The organism is Streptomyces cinnabarinus, assembly GCF_027270315.1.
Lineage (GTDB): Bacteria > Actinomycetota > Actinomycetes > Streptomycetales > Streptomycetaceae > Streptomyces > Streptomyces cinnabarinus.
Genome location: NZ_CP114413.1, coordinates 5,790,198 through 5,809,310 on the forward strand (window position 1 = coordinate 5,790,198; position 19,113 = coordinate 5,809,310).

The 19,113-nt window shown below is 71.7% G+C and carries 15 protein-coding genes; 10 read left to right on the forward strand and 5 right to left on the reverse strand.

Going from position 1 to position 19,113, the window contains the following annotated elements:
• Positions 1–25: 25 nt before the first annotated feature.
• Together STRCI_RS26345 and STRCI_RS26350 are read left to right on the forward strand one after the other, a co-directional pair.
• Positions 26–2,365, forward strand: coding sequence for a DUF4132 domain-containing protein (locus STRCI_RS26345; RefSeq protein ID WP_269661446.1), 2,340 nt, complete (start codon positions 26–28; stop codon positions 2,363–2,365).
• 237 nt (positions 2,366–2,602) lie between these two features.
• Entirely contained in the window at positions 2,603–4,177 is a 1,575-nt protein-coding gene (locus STRCI_RS26350; protein ID WP_269661447.1) for a S8 family peptidase, read from the forward strand.
• Positions 4,178–4,180: 3 nt separating this feature from the next.
• Here the strand turns inward: STRCI_RS26350 and STRCI_RS26355 are convergent, their stop codons facing one another.
• Positions 4,181–5,371: a serpin family protein gene (locus STRCI_RS26355; protein ID WP_269661448.1), complete on the reverse strand. Its 1,191-nt coding sequence runs from the start codon at positions 5,369–5,371 to the stop codon at positions 4,181–4,183.
• Between the two features lie 100 nt (positions 5,372–5,471).
• Between STRCI_RS26355 and STRCI_RS26360 the strand changes: the two genes are divergently transcribed.
• From STRCI_RS26360 to STRCI_RS26385, 6 genes are all read left to right on the forward strand, one after another.
• Positions 5,472–6,665, forward strand: coding sequence for a DUF4190 domain-containing protein (locus STRCI_RS26360; RefSeq protein WP_269661449.1), 1,194 nt, complete (start codon positions 5,472–5,474; stop codon positions 6,663–6,665).
• Between the two features lie 147 nt (positions 6,666–6,812).
• On the forward strand, positions 6,813–7,565 hold the full coding sequence (locus tag STRCI_RS26365; RefSeq protein ID WP_269661450.1) for a GntR family transcriptional regulator: 753 nt from the start codon (positions 6,813–6,815) through the stop codon (positions 7,563–7,565).
• 331 nt (positions 7,566–7,896) lie between these two features.
• The gene (locus STRCI_RS26370) at positions 7,897–8,088 is read left to right on the forward strand and encodes an SPOR domain-containing protein (protein WP_269661451.1); all 192 of its coding nucleotides are present in this window, start codon (positions 7,897–7,899) and stop codon (positions 8,086–8,088) included.
• Between the two features lie 31 nt (positions 8,089–8,119).
• Positions 8,120–8,524 carry a (deoxy)nucleoside triphosphate pyrophosphohydrolase gene (locus STRCI_RS26375; protein ID WP_269661452.1) on the forward strand — a complete coding sequence of 135 codons (405 nt, stop codon included), beginning with the start codon at positions 8,120–8,122 and terminating at the stop codon, positions 8,522–8,524.
• Positions 8,525–8,620: 96 nt separating this feature from the next.
• Positions 8,621–9,067, forward strand: a complete 447-nt coding sequence (locus STRCI_RS26380; protein WP_418953376.1) for an ATP-binding protein — start codon at positions 8,621–8,623, stop codon at positions 9,065–9,067.
• A gap of 260 nt (positions 9,068–9,327) precedes the next feature.
• Positions 9,328–11,958, forward strand: a complete 2,631-nt coding sequence (locus tag STRCI_RS26385) for a SpoIIE family protein phosphatase (protein ID WP_269661453.1) — start codon at positions 9,328–9,330, stop codon at positions 11,956–11,958.
• 2 nt (positions 11,959–11,960) lie between these two features.
• Here STRCI_RS26385 and STRCI_RS26390 read toward each other — a convergent pair whose 3' ends face one another.
• The gene (locus STRCI_RS26390; RefSeq protein WP_418953475.1) at positions 11,961–13,382 is read right to left on the reverse strand and encodes a hypothetical protein; all 1,422 of its coding nucleotides are present in this window, start codon (positions 13,380–13,382) and stop codon (positions 11,961–11,963) included.
• Positions 13,383–13,444: 62 nt separating this feature from the next.
• Here STRCI_RS26390 and STRCI_RS26395 point away from each other — a divergent pair, with 62 nt between their 5' ends.
• Together STRCI_RS26395 and STRCI_RS26400 are read left to right on the forward strand one after the other, a co-directional pair.
• Positions 13,445–14,545: a glycoside hydrolase family 18 protein gene (locus tag STRCI_RS26395; RefSeq protein ID WP_269661455.1), complete on the forward strand. Its 1,101-nt coding sequence runs from the start codon at positions 13,445–13,447 to the stop codon at positions 14,543–14,545.
• 90 nt (positions 14,546–14,635) lie between these two features.
• A complete protein-coding gene (locus tag STRCI_RS26400) occupies positions 14,636–15,559 on the forward strand; it encodes a class I SAM-dependent methyltransferase (protein ID WP_269661456.1) in 924 nt (307 codons plus the stop codon).
• On the opposite strand, the gene STRCI_RS26405 is transcribed toward STRCI_RS26400, so the two are convergent.
• The 3 genes from STRCI_RS26405 to STRCI_RS26415 are packed head-to-tail and all read right to left on the reverse strand — an operon-like array spanning position 15,551 to position 19,103.
• Complete coding sequence (locus STRCI_RS26405; protein WP_269661457.1) at positions 15,551–16,345, reverse strand: succinate dehydrogenase/fumarate reductase iron-sulfur subunit; 795 nt, start codon at positions 16,343–16,345, stop codon at positions 15,551–15,553. The two genes, STRCI_RS26400 and STRCI_RS26405, sit on opposite strands and share 9 nt — an antisense overlap.
• Entirely contained in the window at positions 16,342–18,270 is a 1,929-nt protein-coding gene (locus tag STRCI_RS26410; protein WP_269661458.1) for a fumarate reductase/succinate dehydrogenase flavoprotein subunit, read from the reverse strand. The genes STRCI_RS26405 and STRCI_RS26410 overlap by 4 nt, the downstream gene beginning before the upstream one ends.
• Positions 18,270–19,103: a hypothetical protein gene (locus STRCI_RS26415; protein ID WP_015658058.1), complete on the reverse strand. Its 834-nt coding sequence runs from the start codon at positions 19,101–19,103 to the stop codon at positions 18,270–18,272. The genes STRCI_RS26410 and STRCI_RS26415 overlap by 1 nt, the downstream gene beginning before the upstream one ends.
• Positions 19,104–19,113: the final 10 nt, after the last annotated feature.

Here is a 19,113-nt window from a genome sequence, read left to right on the forward strand (position 1 = left end):
GCAGGCTCGACGAGAAGGACGCCGGATGAACCTCACCGACCTGCTGATGAACGCGCTGACCGACCCGGACTCCCCGTTCGAGGACCCGTCACCCGACCTGTCGAGCCTCTCCGACGGGCAACTCGCCGCCCTGTTCGCCGAGTCCTGCGCGGTGAGCACCTGGACCGTGGCGGCGGGGCGGGCGCACACCGCGATCCGGCGGGCGACCGAGGAACGGCGGCCGCGCTTCACACCCGAGGCGTGCCGCCGGATGTTCGAGGCGCTCGTCGAGCGGACCGAGAAGGGCACCTTCGCCGACGTCAATCTGGCCCTGTCCGCCGTGGAGCACCGCACGGGCCCGCTCCCGGACCTGACGGCACCGATCCGCGCCCTGCTCGAACTCCGGCTGGCGGAGCCCAGGGTGCGCCAGCCCTACGCGCTGCTCGCGGCCGCGCGGCTCGCGGGCGAGGAGACCCTGCGCGAGACCGTGGCCCGCTTCGCCCGGGAGGCGGGCCCGATCGTGGCGGACGAGATGGCGGTCGTGGCCGCCCTTCCCCGTGCCGAACAGGACCTGCTCAGCGCGATCGACCGGGACCATGCGTTCGGCGAACGGCCGCCCGCCGACGACTGGCGCCACCCGGCCGCGCACTCCGCCTACGTCGCCTTCGCCCGTCGCGCCCTGGAAGCCGCCGCCGACCGCACCGACGCGATCAGGTCGGGCGAGATCCCCTACCGCGCGGACAAGGCGTTCACGGACCGGGAGGTCCTCACCGTCGGCCAGGCCGCGCGGGTCGCCCTGCTGCGCGACGAGCCCTGGCTGCCGGAGCTGTTCGACCGCCTGCTCCCCGGCGTCGCCCTCGCCCCCACTACGGCGAAGACGCTCCCCTCACAGGCCATGCTCTACGAACTGGTGCGCGCCGCCCAGGACTTCCCCACGCCCGAGCTGGTCACCACGATCCGCACGGTCCGCCGGAACGTCCGGCACGCGGGCGTGCCCAAGCAGTTGGACAAGATGCTGCGCAAGGTCGAGGCGGCCCTGGCCGAGCGCACCGACGTGGCGCTGCGCCTTCCGACCCTGGACTTCACGACCGAGTCCCTCGGCGGCTCGGCCACGGCCGGCGTCCTGCGCCGCACGGCGGGCGACTACACGGCTGTCGTCACCGTCACCGAGAACGCCGCGCTCACCTGGGAGAAGGACGGCCGCACCTTGCGCGGCACCCCGGCGCCGGTCCGCCGGGACCACCCCGAGCTGGTGAAGGAGCTGCGCGAGCTGGTCAAGCGCGCGGACGCCCAACTCCTCACGCTCGCCCGCGCGCTGGAGGGCGCCTACACCGTCGACGCCGTCCACCCCTACGGCTGGTGGCGCACCGAGCTGGCCGCACACCCGCTCGCCCGGACCGTCGTACGCTGCCTGATCTGGGAGATCGAGGTCGCGCCCGGCGACTGTCGGACCGTACTGCCCGAGACCGCGGACGAGTTGCCCGACGCCCCGGACGACGCCTCCGTACGGCTCTGGCACCCTCTGCGCTCCGACGCCGAGGCCGTCCGCGGATGGCGGGATCTGCTCACCGAAGCGCGCGTCCGGCAGCCGTTCAAGCAGGCGTTCCGTGAGATCTACCGGCTCACCCCGGCCGAGGAGGAGACCCGCACCTACTCCAACCGCTTCGCCGGTCATCTCGTCCACTACCCCCGGATGTTCGCCCTGTTCCGGGCCCGGGGCTGGACGAGCGGCCGCCTCGGGCCCTGGGACACCGGGTACGAGGACACGGCCGATCGCGTCCTGGCGGCGGGGGAGTGGCGGATCCGCTTCTTCCACACCTGGACCGAATCCGCTGACGGGGAGGGCCTCGCGGCGACCGACCAGGTCCGCTTCGACCGCCGGGCCGAGGGCGCCTGGCGCGAGGTGCCGCTCACCGAGGTGCCCGAGCTGGTCTTCAGCGAGGCGATGCGGGACGTGGACCTGTTCATCGGCGTCACCTCGATCGCCGCGGACCCCGACTGGGCCGACCGCGGCCCCGAGCGCGCCTATTGGGAGCGGGCCTCGTTCGCCGAGCTGACCGAGAGCTCCGAGGCCCGCCGGGACGCCCTGGAGCGGATCCTGCCCCGGCTGAGGATCGCCGAGCGGTGCGAGCTGGACGGCCGCTTCCTGGTCGTCCGCGGTGAGCTGCGCACGTACCGCATCCACATCGGCTCGGCCAACGTCCTGATGGATCCGGACGGCGCCTACCTGTGCATCGTCCCGGCCCGCGAGAAGGGCGGCGGCAAGATGTTCCTGCCGTTCGAGGACGCCCGCCTCTCCCTGATCCTCAGCAAGGCGTTCCTGCTGGCCGCGGACAAGGAGATCACGGACGGGACGATCCGCAGACAGATAGGCCGCAGGGGCTGAGGAGCACCGAGAAGCGCACCCGGGCGACCGACTTCGACGACTGATTGCCTGACTGACGCAAGGGCCCTGTCCGTGCAGGGCCCTTGTGGAATTCCTGTGGAAGCCTCAATCTTTCGGCTGGTGCACAGAGTTCGCACAGGCAAGCAAGATTGACATGATCACGCCACCCGGGCGGGCTCCGGCATGCCTGCACCACCCCCCCCCACCGCGCACCACCGATTGAGGAGGATCCCTCAGATGGCAGTGATGCGTTCCACTCGGCGAAGACTGACCGCGATCAGCGTGGCGGCCTCAGCGGTACTCACCGCGGGCCTCGTCTCCGCCCTCCCCGCCGGCGCCGCTCCGACCGCCGCCGAGGGGCAGGTCCAGTACGCGGGCGCGGCCAACGCCGTGGCCGACAGCTACATCGTGACCCTCAAGTCGGATGCGGCCCGCGCCGGTTCCGCCGAGGGCCGGGCGCTCGCCGAGAAGTACGGCGCCGACATCGAGCGCACGTACCGGAAGGCGCTCAACGGCTACGCGGTCGAGGCCACCGCGGCCGAGGCGAAGAGGTTCGCCGCCGACCCGGCCGTCGCCTCCGTCGTGCAGAACCGCACCTTCAGCATCGCCGCGACCCAGCCCAACCCGCCCTCCTGGGGCCTGGACCGGGTCGACCAGCGCAACCTCCCGCTGAACAGCTCGTACACCTACCCGGACTCGGCCGGGCAGGGCGTGACCGCGTACGTCATCGACACCGGCGTGCGCATCACCCACGGCGACTTCGGCGGCCGTGCCTCCTACGGCTACGACGCCGTCGACAACGACAACACCGCCCAGGACGGCCACGGCCACGGCACCCATGTCGCGGGCACCGTCGCCGGCACCTCCTACGGTGTCGCCAAGAAGGCGCGGGTCGTCGGCGTCCGGGTGCTGAACAACTCCGGTTCCGGTACGACCGCGCAGGTCGTCGCCGGTATCGACTGGGTGGCCCGGAACGCGGTCAAGCCGGCCGTCGCCAACATGTCCCTCGGCGGCGGGGCGGACACCGCGATCGACACCGCGGTCCGCAACGCCATCGCCTCCGGTGTCACCTTCGCCGTGGCGGCGGGCAACGAGTCCACCAACGCCTCCACCAGGTCCCCGGCACGCGTGACGGAGGCCATCACGGTCGGCGCGACCACCTCGACGGACGCCAAGGCCAGCTACTCCAACTACGGCACGGTCCTGGACCTGTTCGCCCCGGGCTCGTCCATCACCTCGGCGTGGAACACCAGCGACTCCGCCACCAACACCATCTCCGGTACGTCGATGGCGACCCCGCACGTGGCCGGCGCGGCCGCGCTCCACCTGGCCGCCAACCCGACGGCCACCCCCGCGCAGGTCTCCACGGCCCTGACGACCGCGGCCACCCCGAACGTCGTCACGAGCCCCGGCACCGGCTCGCCCAACCGGCTGCTCTACGTCGGCGGCGGCACCACCACCCCGCCCGGACCGCGCTTCGAGAACACCGGCGACTACGCGATCAACGACAACGCCACCGTGGAGTCCCCGGTGACCGTCTCCGGCGTGTCCGGCAACGCGCCCTCGGCCCTCGCCGTCGAGGTGCACATCGTCCACACCTACATCGGTGACCTCCAGGTCCAGCTGATCGCCCCCGACGGGACGGCGTACACGCTCAAGGGCTATGGCACCGGCGGCAGTTCGGACAACATCAACACCACGTACTCGGTGAACGCCTCCTCCGAGGCGGCCAACGGCACGTGGAAGCTCAGGGTCAGCGACAACGCGAACCTGGACACCGGGCGGATCGACGCCTGGGCGCTCCAGTTCTGAGGCTCACCCGCTGAACTCGGCCTCGTCGTAGGGCCTGGGCTCCGTCACCCAGCCCGCGACGAGGGCGAGGCGCGTCTCCCGGTGCACGGCGAGGAAGCCGAAGGGCCGGTCGAGGCGGACGTACGCCCTGGTCGTCGTGTAGGGCAGTGCGTCGGGGGACGACCCCATCCACGCCATGCCGACCGCCGTCACCGCTGCCGCGCGGAAGCCCTCGGCGCTGAAGGTCGCCGTGACGGACTGCCCCGCCGAGCCCACCCCGAGCGGCACGGCACTGATACCGGGGAAGCCGCCCCACGCCGGGTCGTCGGCACAGGAGAGCCCGAACAGCTCCGGGCGGGCCAGCAGATCGTGCCGGGCGTGGAGGGTGAACTCCACGGTCTGCAAGGTCATTCGTGAGGGCACCGGCTGTGCGCTGCGCACCTCGGACATCTCCAGCCCGGGACCCACCGCCCCGTTCTTCAGCCGCTCGCCCGCGGTCGGGGCGAGGGCGCCGGAGAGGCAGTCCAGCCCCGCGCCGAGCACCTGACCGGGAGTCATCTCCTCCTCGCCGAGCAGGAGGTGGACGTCGATGCCGTTGTCACCGCGCACCACGACCCGGGTGACCCTCCCCGCGGGGGTACGCGCGACGGCCAGATCCTCGAGTCCCTCAGTGGTACGGCTGAGCCCCGCGCGGCCGAAGGCGCCGAGCCAGTAGCCGGGGCCGCCCTCGAAGGGCTCCTCCCACGTCGTCCGCAGCACCAGCGCGCTCGCCAGCACCAGCTCGGTCAGCGGCGTCAGCTCCACCGGCATGGCCTCGACGAGCCCGCCGGTCCGCTCGGCGGCCCAGGCGTCCAGCGCCTTCCGGTCCGCCCCGAGGTCGCCACCGAGCACCCCGTGCGCCCCCTGGGGCAGTCCCGCCACCCACTCCGGCCGCGGCTGAAGTGTGGCCTGCATCCACAGCCCCAGCGCGGAGTCCAGGCCGTCCATGCCGTCCAGGGACCCCAGCAGCTCCCGCGCCGCACCGGCCGCCCGGTCCGCCGGAATCCCGAGCGCCCCGGTCAGTTCCTCCCGCGTCAGCTCGGCGGCACCGTCCGCGAGCAGGGCGAGCAGCGGCCACACACCCACCGCCGAGAACACGGTGCCGCCCTCCACGGCCCCGGCCCAACGTCCCGTCAGCCCGTTCGCCGCCCGGATTGCCGCATTCGTGCCCCGCATTCCGCCCCCGCCCGTACCGCGCTTACCATGCGCGTGCGTTCACGCACGCCAGTTCTGCCTCGCCCCGGCCCCCGCCGCCCGAACCAGGAGCACGGTACTCGTGTCCATACCCCCGCCCCACGGGCCCCACCAGCCGTACGGGCCCCAGGAGCCTCCGGGGCCCTATGGGCCGTACCCGCAGGGCCAGTTCCCGCCGCCGGGCCCGTACGCCCCGTACCCGCACCACCCCTACGGGCCCTACGGCCGCCCCGCGCCGGTCAACGGCGTCGCCATCGCCGCCCTGGTGCTCGGCATCCTCTGCTTCGTCCCGGCCCTGGGCCTGGTGCTCGGTCTGGTGGCGCTGGGGCAGATCAGGAAGAAGGGCGAGCGGGGCCGGGGGATGGCGATCGCGGGCTCGGTGCTGTCCTCCGTGGGGCTCGTGCTGTGGACGGTGACCCTGAGCACGGGGATCGCCTCCGACGCCTGGGACACGCTGAAGGACGCCGCGAGCGAAGAGGGCACCGCCTACGCGCTGGCCAAGGGCGACTGCTTCGACTCCCCGACCGGGTCCCTGGAGGGCTCCACCTACGACGTGGACGAGGTGCCCTGCGCCGGCCGGCACGACGCCGAGGTGTTCGCCGTGATCACCCTGCCCGGCGGACGCTTCCCCGGCGACGACTCGGTGACCGCGACCGCCGAGGACAAGTGCTACACCCTCGAAGCCGAGTACGCGATGGACCCCTGGGCCGTACCCGAGGACGCCGCCGTCTACTACCTCCTGCCGTCCAGCCAGAGCTGGCGCTTCGGCGACCGCGAGATCACCTGCCTGTTCGGCAGCACCGCCGACAACGGCACCCTCACCGGCTCGCTGCGCAACGACGACAGCACGCTCGACGCCGACCAGATCGCCTTCCTCAAGGCCATGAACACCGTCGACGAGGTGCTCTACGAGGAGCCGGAGGAATTCCCCGAGGACGACCTGCCCGTCAACCTGACCTGGGCGAAGGATGTCGAAGAGGTGCTCGGCGAGCAGATCGGGGCGCTGGCGGGGCACGGCTGGGAGTCCGGCGCCGAGGACCCCGTCGCCGACCTGCTCGCGGACCTGAAGGCCGCCCGTACGGCCTGGGCGAAGGCGGCCGCGGCCGACGACGCGGACACCTTCTACGAGCACTACGACACCGGCTATGAGTACGTCGACGGCCCCACCACGGTCACCGCACGCAAGGCTCTGGGCCTGACCACCTCCGTGCCGTCCTATGACGGGGAGTACGAGGGCGGCGACGAGAGCGCGGGTGGCGGCGAACTCGATGTGTGAGCGCGGCTATAGCGGGGAGAAAGTGCCTGCGTAAAGGCAGTGGCCATCACAAGTCATCACATCGAGTGATTCTCTGGCCTTTGCTTGCACGGCACAACCCACGGTTGCCACGCTGTTGCTGTCTGTACAACCTGATGGGAGCGGCCAGTGACATTCGGTGAGCAGCCGGCGTACCTGCGTGTCGCGGGTGATCTCCGCAAGAAGATCGTCGACGGTTCACTGCCACCGCATACCCGTCTCCCGTCCCAGGCCCGGATCCGCGAGGAGTACGGCGTCTCGGACACCGTCGCCCTGGAGGCGCGCAAGGTGCTGATGGCCGAGGGCCTGGTGGAGGGCCGCTCCGGCTCCGGTACGTATGTGCGCGAGCGGCCCGTGCCCCGCCGTATCGCCCGCTCCGGGTTCCGTCCCACCGGCGGGGCCACGCCGTTCCGGCAGGAACAGTCCGACGGAGAGGCGCGCGGCACCTGGGAGTCCAGCAGTGAGCAGGCCGAGGCGAGCGGGGCGGTCGCCGAGCGGCTGGGCCTCCAGCCCGGCGACCGGGTCATGTGCACCCGGTATCTGTTCCGGGAGGCCGGTGAGGCGATGATGCTCTCCACCTCCTGGGAGCCCCTCGCGGTCACCGGCCGCACGCCCGTGATGCTCCCCGAGGAGGGCCCGCTCGGCGGCATGGGCGTCGTCGAGCGGATGCGCGCCATCGACGTCATCGTCGACAACGTCACCGAGGAGGTCGGCGCCCGCCCCGGCCTCGCCGAGGAACTGCACGCCCTGGGCGGTGTCCCGGGCCATGTCGTGCTCGTCATCCAGCGCACCTACTACGCCTCCGGCCGCCCCGTGGAGACCGCGGACGTTGTCGTCCCCGCCGACCGCTACCGGGTCGCCTACCACCTCCCAGTGAAGTAGCGCACAACCCCGAGGCAGTTGCTCCCGTCACCCGGTCAACCGGAGCCCCGTGGACCGGGGTTGGAATCTGGTCGTTCTCGCAGGTGGTCGCCGATGTGCCCGGCATGCCGCTGACCGGATGCGTCAGCGCGCGCCGACGGCGCATTCGATGACGTGCGCCCCCTGCGTCCTGGCCGGTTGCGTACCTCTTTGTGAAAAGGCGTATTCGCTGCGTAAAGGTTAGGCGTAGGCTCGGGCATATGCGGATTGCGGTTTCCTTATCGGGCGGGGCACGGCACAGGCCGCGGGCAAAACTCGTGCGGCCTTGGGCGGGAAGGAGCGGTGGGGCGCGATGAACGACAGCACGACCACTCTTCCCTGGCTCGTCATACGACAGGACGACAACGGCAATCGCTACCGCGTGGGCCGGTACGCGACCCGGGCCGAGGCCCAGAAGATCGCGGACAGCCTCGACTCCCGCGGGCACAAACAGCTCTACTGGGTCGAGCGGATCGGCCAGGGCGGCAGCGAGACCGCCAACTGAGACGCCCTCCGGGTCCCGTAGGCTCCCGCGCATGACGGAACGGATCGTGGTGGTGGGAGCCGCCCTGCTGGACGACGGCCGCCTCCTCGCCGCGCGCCGCAGCGCACCCCCCGAACTGGCCGGCCGCTGGGAACTTCCCGGCGGCAAGGTCGAACCGGGCGAGACCCCCGAGGCGGCCCTCGTGCGCGAACTCCGCGAGGAGTTGGGCGTGGAGACGGAGACGTCGGACCGCGTGCCGGGCGAGTGGCCGCTGCGCGCCCCGTACGTCCTGCAGGTCTGGACGGCCCGCCTGCTCCCGGGTTCCCCGGCACCGAAGCAGCTCCAGGACCACGACGAACTGCGCTGGCTGACGCCCACGGAACTGTGGGACGTGGAGTGGCTCGACCAGGATGTTCCGGCGGTGCGGAAGATCGAAGGCGGCCTGAGCCACATTTAGGCGCGGGGAGCCGGTAGGCGCACGGCGCCCCGGCGTACGCCCGTTCGCGCCACAGTGCGCCCACCACAGCGATACGGCCCCCCAAATATCGGGTATGTGCCCATTAACCCCGTAAAAAAGGACACCGCTGCCCGGGAAGTGATCGGTGTGATCGACACCGAAGGCGACTGCGTCGAGTGGACCTTCTCCGCCGAGCCCGGCGCGGTGCGCGCCGCCCGCGCCGCCGTCCGCAGCCGACTGCACGACTGGGGCCTCGACAGCCTCGCCGACATCGCCGCCCTGCTGGTCAGCGAACTCGTCACCAACGCCCTCCGGCACGCCACCGGCCCCATCGGCGTCCGTCTGGTCCGCCCCTCCCGCCTGGGCGACGTCCTGCGGGTGGAGGTCTCCGACCCCCTCCCGGACTTCCCGCGCGAGCGCGTCGCCCGCCCCGAGGACGAGAGCGGGCGCGGACTGCAACTGGTCGCCCACTCCTCGCGTCGCTGGGGCACCCGCCCCGGGGAGGTCGGGAAGACCGTCTGGTTCGAGTTGGCGGTGCCCTGAGACCCCCGCGAAGGCTGTACGTCCGGGCCCGCCCTGTCGAGCGGCTGGTTCAGGCCACTGGCAGTTGTCGGAGTGTGTGATTCGACTGCGTGTTGGCTGGTTAGAAGACTGGAAGTGTTTCCGCGGTCCGGTCCAAAAACGATCGGGAACGTGCTGTGATCGTGAACACCGTGTTGTGCGGCGCCGTAGTGCTGGATACTGCGGGCAGCCGCCTTTCGGTGACCGGTGCCGGACGCGGTGAGCTGGAGGGGACGGTTCGCGTGAGCGAGATACCAGCGAAGGCCACGGAGTCCGAGGACCCGTCGGACGGCGCGAGGACGGGGGCCGCGGCGGCCCCCGCGGCCGACGCCACGCGCGTCTCCGGCGATCTCCCGCCCGCCGACGCCATGTGGCAGAGCAGTCCGCCCGGCTCCATGTACGACTACATCCGGGTCGCGTCCTTCTCCATCGGCCCCGACGGTCTGGTCGAGCAGTGGAGCCTGCGCGCCGAGCAGCTCTTCGGCATCCCCGCCCAGCGTGCGGTCGGCATGGACCCCATCGCGGCCTTCATCGACCCCGACCGGCGCGAGCAGGGCCACCGCAAGATGGCCGAGATCCTCGACGGCAGGGAGTGGACCGGAGTCGTCCCCTTCCGCAAGCCCGACGAGGAGACCGGTCTGCGCGGCGAGGAGGCCCTTGCCGAGGTCTATGTCATGCCGACGCGGACCGAGGAGGGCGAGAAGGCCGCCGTCTGCATCGTCGTCGATGTGCGCACCCTGCGGACCATCGAGACCGACCTGGCCGCCTCGCAGGCGATTTTCGGTCAATCTCCCTTCGGCTTCCTGCTGATCGACACCGACCTCCGGGTCCGCCGCGCCAACCACCGGTTCGCCTCGCTGTTCGGCGGCACGCCGGACGACCATCGCGGCAAGGGCGTCCACGACTATCTGCCGAGGCCGGAGGCGGAGCGGGTCACCGCGACCCTGCGCCGGGTGCTGGAGACCGGCGAGTCCATCACCGACATGCACGTCACCGGCTTTCTGCCCGGCTCCGACGAGCGACGGCACTGGTCCATCAACCTCTACCGGGTGCGCAGCGGCTCCGGCCGCCCCATCGGCATCGCCTGGCTCGGGACCGACATCACGGCCCGTCGTGCCGCCGCCCGGGAAGCGGCCGCCGCACGGCGCAATCTCGCCCTGCTGAACGAGGCCGGTGCCCGGATCGGGAACTCCCTCGACCTGGAGACCACGGCCCGCGAACTCCTCGACGTCGTCGTCCCCGGCTTCTGCGACCTGGCCACGGTCGACCTCTACCAGGGCCTGCTGGCCGGCGACGAGACCCCGCCGGGCCTCGCCGACGGCAGCGCGGAACTGCGCCGGGTGGCCTTCGCCAGCGCGGTCTCCGACGCGCCCTTCGTGGCCGGCGCCGCCTCCGTCGCGGTCGGCGCGGTCCACCACTACCCGTTCAACTCCCCGTGCGCGGACGCTTTGCGCACCGCACGCCCGCGGTCCGTGCCCGCCGAGGAGGGCGGCCTCGTCCAGTCCACGCTGGCCGTGCCGATGGTCGCCCACGACACCGTCGTAGGACTGGCGCAGTTCTCGCGGACCAAGGGCAGTGAGCCGTTCGGGGACCGGGACCGGGATCTGGCGGTGGAGCTCGCGGCGCGGGCCGCGGTGTGCATCGACAACGCGCGGCTGTACCGCAGGGAGCACGAGCGGGCGTTGATACTGCAACGGTCCCTGCTGCCGCCCGGCGACCCGGTCGCCTCCGGCCTGGACATCGCCTGCCGCTATCTGCCCGGCAACTCCTCCGCGGACCGGCCGAGCGAGGTGGGCGGCGACTGGTTCGACGTGATCGAACTGCCCGGACACCGTACGGCGTTGGTCGTCGGGGACGTCATGGGCCGGGGCCTGCGCGCCGCTGTGGCGATGGGCGAACTCCGTTCGGCCGTGCGCACCTTGGCCCTGCTGGACCTGGAACCGGCGGAAGTGCTGAGCGCGTTGGACGAGATCGCCCGCGGACTCGGCGCCCCGGGCGGGGTCCAGCAGGCGACCCGCGCCGCCCGCCGCCCCCGTGAGGCCGACCTGTCCGAGGTGTACCTCGCGACCTGCGTGTACGCGGTCTACGACTCGGTGACCCGGCGCTGCACCTTCGCCAACGCGGGCCATCTGCCGCCCGTGCTGGTCGAGCCGGGCGAGGACGCGCTGATGCTCGACGTGCCGCCGGGCATGCCGCTGGGCGTGGGCGGGGAGCCGTTCGAGGAGGTGGAGGTCGAGCTGCCGGAAGGTGCCCTCCTCGCCCTCTACACGGACGGACTCGTCGAGAGCCGCGACCACCCGCTGGACGAGGGCCTCCAGGCGTTCGTGGGAGCGCTGACGGACCCCACCCGCCCGTTGGAGGACGTCTGCGACCACGTCCTCAACACCCTGGACACCCACCACGGCGAGGACGACATCGCGCTGCTCATGGCCCGCGTCCAGGGCCTGCCCGCCGACTCGGTCGGCGACTGGACCCTCCCGCGCGAGCCGCGCAGTGTGGGCCGCGCCCGGGAACACGCCCGCGGCCGACTCCTCTCCTGGGACCTCGAACCCCTCGTCGACACCACGGAACTCCTGGTCAGCGAGCTGGTGACCAACGCCCTGCGCTACGGCGAGGGCGAGATCCGGCTGCGCCTCCTCCTCGACCGCACCCTGGTCTGCGAGGTCTGGGACGCGGGCCTGGTCCAGCCCCGCCGCCGCAGAGCCCGGGACACCGACGAGGGCGGCCGCGGCCTCCAGCTCGTCGGCCTCCTGAGCGCGGCCTGGGGCTCCCGCCGCACCCCACGCGGCAAGACGGTCTGGTTCGAACTCCCCCTGCCGGACGGCGAAACGGGCCTCATGGACCCGGCGGAGGCGTTGCTGAGCCTGTTCTGACGTCAGCCCCGCCGCTCACAGGTGCGCGGGCCCCCGAAGCTCTGCGACGTTGCCGGCTCAGGCTCGGCGCCCCGCAGCCGGATGTCCTGTTCGGCCAGTTCGCGGGCGCGGCGTGCCAGGGCGTCGGTGGTGAGGAGGTCGGTGAGGCCGGGGGTGGAGGCGAGCAGGCGCCGGGCCTCCGCGAGACGGGTGCGGGGGGCGCTGCCGACGGCGCTCCGGTGGGTGGCGATGTGATCGTCCGCCGCGGCGGTGGAGCTGCGGGCGACGAGCCACGCGGCCGCCGACACCACCCCGGCCCGCCCGTCGGCGACCGGCACGACACCCCGCACGATCCGCCGCAGCGCCTCGACCGGGTCGTACGGTCCTCCGGTCAGCTCTTCCCGTACATCGGCGAGCACCCCGTCCGCGTGCCCGATCCGGACGTCCTTGGGGCCCCCGGACCCGCCCCCGGCCCGTGCCGCCCGCTCGCGTGCCCCGGCGATCTCCGTCTCGCCGCCGGTCAGGGCCGCCGGTACCAGCGCCGCGGCCGCGGCCAGGTCCTCCGCGAGCCGTTCGACGCCGTGGACGAGGAGCTCGGCCTGGGCGATGGCGGCCTCCGCCGCGCGCAGCCGCCCGATGGCCTGCTCGGTCGCGTCGAGGTCGGCACCTTGCCGGGCCTCGTTGAGCCGAGTCGTGGCGAACACCAGCCGGTCCTTGGCCTGTTCGACGTACCCGGCCACGGGCGCGGTCGCCGCGGGCCCGTACCGCTTGTCCAGCTCGACGAGGGTCGCCCCCGCACCCCCGGTACGGGCGGTCAGTTCCCGGAACCGCCCCTCCGCTACGGCCAGTGCCCCGCCCAGGTCCCCTTCCAGCCCTCGCAGTTGATCGAACCCGGCGGCTTCCGCGTCCAGCCGCCGCCCCGCCTCCTCGCACCGCCCGACGATCCCCGCGAGCACCTGCTGCCGCCCGGCGTCGTCCTCCGGAAGCCCGTCGTCGTAGCGCTGCCGCATCCGGAACGCGGAGGCGAGTTCGGCCGCCGCCTCCCGAAGGGCCCGCTCATCGCCCTCCACCCCTGCCCGTCCCAAGGCGAAGGACAGCTCCTCCCGGCTGGTCCGTACCCAGTTGTCGGCCTCGGTCAGCAGGGACTGTGCCCGAGTGTCGAGTTCGCTGCCCGCCGGGGCGGTGTCCGGGGCGGGGGCGCCGCCGGGGGTGGTCCGGGTGCGGGCGCGGCGGGAGCGGCGTACGTACGCGTATCCGGCGACAGCCACCGCCGCGGCGGCCGCGACGAGCGGCAGGGCCAGATCACCGGCCGTGGAGTCCTCCGGCGCCTCCTGGGCGGCCGCGCCCGCGACGGGTCCGTCCGTGCCGCCCGCAACCGGAGCCTCGGCCCTCGACGTCATTCCCGGCAGCACCAGCCACGCCACGGCGACCAGCACACCCACCACGGCATGCACCACCCGCACGGATATGTGCGCGGTGCCTCGCCGAGGCCGACCCCGGATCAAGGATGACGTCACATTTCGGAGCGTATGAGCAGGAATCCATCGGCGCGACCGGGGTGGACCCGGAGGGCGACGTACCCGCGCGGTCGGGGCGGTGGCGGCTGTGGCGCCGTAGGGCCGGGCGGGTCGGCCTCGTCCTGGCCGTCGCGCTGCTGCTCCCCACCCTCACCGCCGCCCTCGCCCTCCGCCTGAACTACACCGGCGACCCGAAGGACGGCACGTACACGCGGGACCGCGACGCCATCTGGCTCGGCCACGCCTGGGTGGACGGGCGGAAGAGGGACGCGGACGTCACGGCGCTGGGCCGGCGCCTGGCCGACACCGGCATCCGGGACCTCTACGTCCACGCCGGGCCCCTGGAACACGACGGGACGCTGCCGCGGAGCAGGTACCCGAGGGCCCGCTGGTTCATCGACGCGATGCATCGCGCGGCGCCCGGCGTCCGGGTCCAGGCCTGGCTCGGCGACAAGCTGGCCAGTGAGGGGCCGGACGGGCTGCGCCTCGACGACGCGGGCAGCCGTGCCGCTGTCGTCCGGTCCACCCGCCAGATCCTCGCCGTCGGGTTCGACGGAGCCCACTTCGACCTCGAACCCCTGCACTCCGGTGACCGCGACTACCTCACCCTCCTCGACGCCCTCCGCGAGGAGACCCGCGCCCGGGACGTTCCGCTCTCCGTCGCCGCCCACCAGATCGACCCGCTCCCCGCCCTGCACTCGGTCGCCGGAACCCTCACCGGGCACCCCAAGTGGTGGTCGCAGAAGTTCTTCGGCGAGGTCGCCCGCCGCGTCGACCAGATCGCCGTGATGTCCTACGACACCGCCATGCCGCTGGAGAACCTGTACGGCGGCTACGTAGCCCAGCAGACCTCGCTCGCCCTGGAGGTCACCCCGCCCACCACCGACCTGCTGATGGGCCTGCCCTTCTTCCATGAGAGCGACATCGGCCACCACGAGTCCGCCGAGACCGTGTCGGCAGCGGTGCGCGGCACCCGCCTCGGCCTGTCCCGCACCGACCCCGGACGGGAGCGCTTCGGCGTCGCCCTGTACGTCGACTTCGCGGCGAAGGAGCGGGACTGGACGGCTTACCGCGAGGGGTGGGTGCGGTGAACTCGGCGTGAAGCAGCCGTCATGCGTGCTTTAACTCCGCGCACCCTGTTGTTAGTTGTGGACGAGCTGTGGGCAACCTACGGTCCACGGATGCGAGCGTTAATCACCAGCAAGGCCGCCAGGCGAGCCCTGCGGCCGGTAGTGCAACTGATCGATCAGCGCATCGAACGTGAGGTGCGCCGGCACATCGAGATCACCTCGAAGGACACCCTCCAGAAGGAGTTGCGCACCCTGCGCAACCGCCAGCGCCCTCTGGAGCTCTTCTTCGACGGCACCGGCCGTGGTGCCTCCCGGCTGCCCTCGGCACCCCATCTCAACCGCACCATCACGGAGTTGGTGGACACCACCGGCGTCGGACGGGAGGCCGCCGAGCGCAATGTCGCCCAGGCCTTCCGGCTGCTGATCGCGATGGAGGCGCTCGGCGTCGGCAGGATCGCCGGCGGCACGATGAACATCGTCGGCAAGCTGTCCGCCGTACCGCTGCTCGACCCGCCGACCGACGAGGTCCTGGAGATCGGCACCCTCTACGGGATGTTCAGCGCGGCGCTCATCCGGATGCTGGAGCGCGCCGGACGGGCGCCGAGCCTGACCATCGTCGACCCGCTCGCCGGCACCCAGCTCCAGCCCGGCGCCACCATGGGCAACGACGCCTCCGGAACGCCCGTCAACCTCGCCGCCGTCCGCACCAATCTGGGCCTGGCCGGCCAGGCGGGTGCCGCCGCGCGGATCGAGCAGGGCTTCTCGGAGGACCCCGAGGTCCGGGCCAAGGTCGCCGATCGTTCCTACGGCGTCGTCATCGTCGACGGCGACCACTCCGCGGCCGGTGTCGCCGCCGACCTGGAGTGGGCCGAACAGATCGTCGCCCCGGGCGGGATCGTCGTACTCGACGACTTCGGGCATCCGAAGTGGCCCGGGATCAAGGAGGCGTTCGAGAAGCACATGACCACGGACACCCGGTTCAGGTTCCTGGGGCAGGTGGCCCACTCCGGGTATCTGCGGGCTGCCTCAGACTGACCCGGAGGAGCCGGAGGACCCGGAGCGCCTGCGGATCTTCGATCCCAGCCACACCAGGGGGTCGTACTTGCGGTCCACGGCCCGCTCCTTCAGCGGGATCAGCGCGTTGTCCGTGATCTTGATGCCTTCCGGGCAGACCTCCGTACAGCACTTGGTGATGTTGCAGTAGCCGAGACCGTGTTCGTCCTGGGCGGTGCTCTTGCGGTCCAGGCCGGACTCGGCGGCGGCGTCCAGCGGGTGCATGTCCAGCTCCGCCACCCGCATCAGGAAGCGCGGACCGGCGAACGCCTGCTTGTTCTCCTCGTGGTCGCGGACCACATGGCAGGTGTCCTGGCACAGGAAGCACTCGATGCACTTGCGGAACTCCTGCGAGCGGTCCACGTCCTCCTGCATCATCCGGTACTCGCCGGGGCCGAGCTTCTCCGGTGGCACGAAGGCCGGGACCTCGCGCGCCTTGGTGTAGTTGAAGCCGACGTCGGTGACGAGATCCCGGACGACCGGGAAGGCGCGCAGGGGCGTCACGGTGATCGTCTCGGCGCGGTCGAACACCGACATCCGGGTCATGCACATCAGCCGCGGCCGGCCGTTGATCTCCGCGGAGCACGAACCGCACTTGCCCGCCTTGCAGTTCCAGCGGACGGCGAGGTCGGGGGCCTGGGTGGCCTGGAGGCGGTGGATGATGTCGAGGACGACCTCGCCGTCGTTCACCTCGACCGCGAAGTCCTCCAGGCCGCCGCCCCCGACGTCCCCGCGCCACACCTTGAAGCGGGCCTCGTAGCTGCTCACTCGTACAGCTCCTCTTCGGCGAGGTACTTGACCAGCTCCTCCTTGTCGAAGAGGGCGAGCAGGTCCGGGCGGATGGGGTCGGTGGTCTCCCGGGTGAGGTCGATCTGGCCGCGCTCGGGATCGGTCGCCGCGAGACCGCCCGTGGGGTCGGCCAGCCGGCACAGCAGATTGATGTTGCGCCAGACGCGCTCCATCGTCGGATGGTCCTCGCGGGTGTGGCCGCCGCGCGACTCGGTGCGCTCCAGGGCGGCCCGTGCCACGCACTCGCTGACCAGCAGCATGTTCCTGAGGTCCAGGGCCAGATGCCAGCCGGGGTTGAACTGCCGGTGCCCCTCGACCCCGGCCCGGCGGGCCCGTACCCGCAGCTCGCCCAGTTTCTCCAGCGCGTGCGCCATCTCGCCCTCGCGGCGGATGATGCCCACCAGGTCGTTCATGGTCTGCTGGAGTTCCTGGTGGAGGCTGTACGGGTTCTCCGGCGCGGCCTCGTCGGGGCTTTCCGCGGAGAACGGGCGCAGCGCCTCGGCCGCGGCGGTGTCGATCTGGACGTCGTCGACCCCGGGCCGCTCGAAGGCGAGGGCGGCGGTGTACTCGGCCGCGTGCCGGCCCGCCCGGCGCCCGAACACCAGCAGATCGGACAGGGAGTTGCCGCCGAGCCGGTTCGAGCCGTGCATCCCGCCCGCGACCTCACCGGCCGCGAACAGCCCCGGCACCCCGCGCGCGGCGGCGGTGTCGGAATCGACGGCGATCCCGCCCATCACGTAGTGACAGGTCGGCCCGACCTCCATCGCCTCCGCGGTGATGTCGACGTCCGCCAGCTCCTTGAACTGGTGGTACATCGACGGCAGTCGGCGCTTGATCACCTCGGCGGGCATCCGCGTCGACACGTCCAGGAAGACCCCGCCGTGCGGCGAGCCCCGGCCCGCCTTCACCTCGGAGTTGATGGCGCGGGCCACCTCGTCGCGGGGGAGCAGCTCAGGGGGACGCCGGTTGTTGTCCGGGTCCGCGTACCAGCGGTCCCCCTCCTCCTCGGACTCGGCGTACTTCTCCTTGAAGACGTCCGGGACGTAGTCGAACATGAACCGTTTGCCCTCGGAGTTTCTGAGCACCCCGCCGTCGCCGCGCACCGACTCGGTGACCAGGATGCCCTTCACCGACGGCGGCCAGACCATGCCGGTCGGGTGGAACTGCACGAACTCCATGTTGAGCAGCGGCGCGCCCGCGAGCAGCGCCAGCGCGTGGCCGTCGCCGGTGTACTCCCACGAGTTCGACGTCACCTTGAAGGACTTGCCGATGCCACCGGTGGCGATGACGACGGCGGGCGCTTCGAGGACGAAGAAGCGGCCGGTCTCCCGGTCGTAGGCGAAGACCCCCGAGACGTGAGGGCCGTCCTTGAGCACCCGGGTGACCGTGCACTCCTGGAAGACCTTCAGGCGGGACTCGTAGTCGCCGGTCTCCTTGAAGTCCTGCTGCTGCAAGGAGACGATCTTCTGCTGGAGGGTGCGGATCAGTTCCAGGCCGGTGCGGTCGCCGACATGGGCCAGCCTCGGGTACTCGTGGCCGCCGAAGTTGCGCTGCGAGATCCGGCCGTCCTTCGTACGGTCGAACAGGGCGCCCCAGGTCTCCAGTTCCCACACCCGGTCCGGGGCCTCCTGGGCGTGCAGCTCGGCCATCCGCCACTGGTTGAGGAACTTCCCGCCGCGCATGGTGTCGCGGAAGTGGACCTGCCAGTTGTCGTGCTCGTTGGCGTTGGCCATCGCGGCCGCGATCCCGCCCTCGGCCATCACCGTGTGCGCCTTGCCGAACAGCGACTTGCAGATCACCGCCGTACGGGCGCCGCGCTCGCGTGCCTCGATGGCGGCGCGCAGGCCCGCGCCGCCCGCGCCGACCACGACGACATCCCACTCCTGCCGGTCCACCACGGACATCAGAACAACCTCGGATCGTCGAAGGCACCGGACGCGAGAAGGAAGACGTAGAAGTCGGCGAGCGCCACGCTCACCAACGACGACCAGGCGAGCAGCATGTGACGGGCGTTCAGTTTCCCGACCCACTGCCACATCCGGTACCGCACTGGGTGCTTGGAGAAGTGCTTGAGCTTGCCGCCGACGATGTGCCGACAGGAGTGGCAGGAGATCGTGTACGCCCAGATCAGCACGATGTTGACGAGGAACACCAGGGTGCCGAGGCCCATGTGGCCCCACTCGTAGTGCTCATCGCGGAAGGTCAGCACCGTGTCGTAGGTCAGGATTCCGGCGACCGGGATGGCGGCGTAGAAGAAGTACCGGTGGATGTTCTGCAGGATCAGCGGGAAGCGGGTCTCACCGGTGTACTTCTGGTGCGGCTCGGCGACCGCGCAGGCCGGGGGCGAGGCCCAGAAGCCCCGGTAGTAGGCCTTGCGGTAGTAGTAGCAGGTGAGCCGGAAGCCGAGCGGGAAGATCAGGATCAGGATGGCGGGCGAGATGCCCCACCAGCTGCCGAAGATCTCCCAGTTGGGGCCGTTCTTCATCGGCTCGCAGTTCTCCGCGAGACAGGGGGAGTAGAACGGCGAGACGTACGGCGCCGCGTAGTAGTCGGCGTTGGCGAAGGCGCGCCACGTCGAGTACACGATGAACGCCAGCAGACCGGCCGCGGTGGCGGCGGGCGCCAGCCACCAGCGGTCGGTCCGCAGATGCGGGGCGGTGATCGCGGCGCGCGTACGGGTGTGTACGCCGCCGGACGGATGGGGGTCTGTGTCGGGGGGTTCCGTACCAGTGGCCAAGTCTGACTCC

What these genes read in the sequence shown, in the direction of transcription:
- STRCI_RS26345 (WP_269661446.1), top strand. Translation starts at nt 26, where the DNA reads ATGAACCTCACCGACCTGCTGATGAACGCGCTGACCGACCCGGACTCC.
- STRCI_RS26350 (WP_269661447.1), top strand. Translation starts at nt 2,603, where the DNA reads ATGGCAGTGATGCGTTCCACTCGGCGAAGACTGACCGCGATCAGCGTG.
- STRCI_RS26355 (WP_269661448.1), bottom strand. Translation starts at nt 5,371, where the DNA reads ATGCGGGGCACGAATGCGGCAATCCGGGCGGCGAACGGGCTGACGGGA.
- STRCI_RS26370 (WP_269661451.1), top strand. Translation starts at nt 7,897, where the DNA reads ATGAACGACAGCACGACCACTCTTCCCTGGCTCGTCATACGACAGGAC.
- STRCI_RS26375 (WP_269661452.1), top strand. Translation starts at nt 8,120, where the DNA reads ATGACGGAACGGATCGTGGTGGTGGGAGCCGCCCTGCTGGACGACGGC.
- STRCI_RS26395 (WP_269661455.1), top strand. Translation starts at nt 13,445, where the DNA reads ATGACGTCACATTTCGGAGCGTATGAGCAGGAATCCATCGGCGCGACC.
- STRCI_RS26400 (WP_269661456.1), top strand. Translation starts at nt 14,636, where the DNA reads ATGCGAGCGTTAATCACCAGCAAGGCCGCCAGGCGAGCCCTGCGGCCG.
- STRCI_RS26410 (WP_269661458.1), bottom strand. Translation starts at nt 18,270, where the DNA reads ATGTCCGTGGTGGACCGGCAGGAGTGGGATGTCGTCGTGGTCGGCGCG.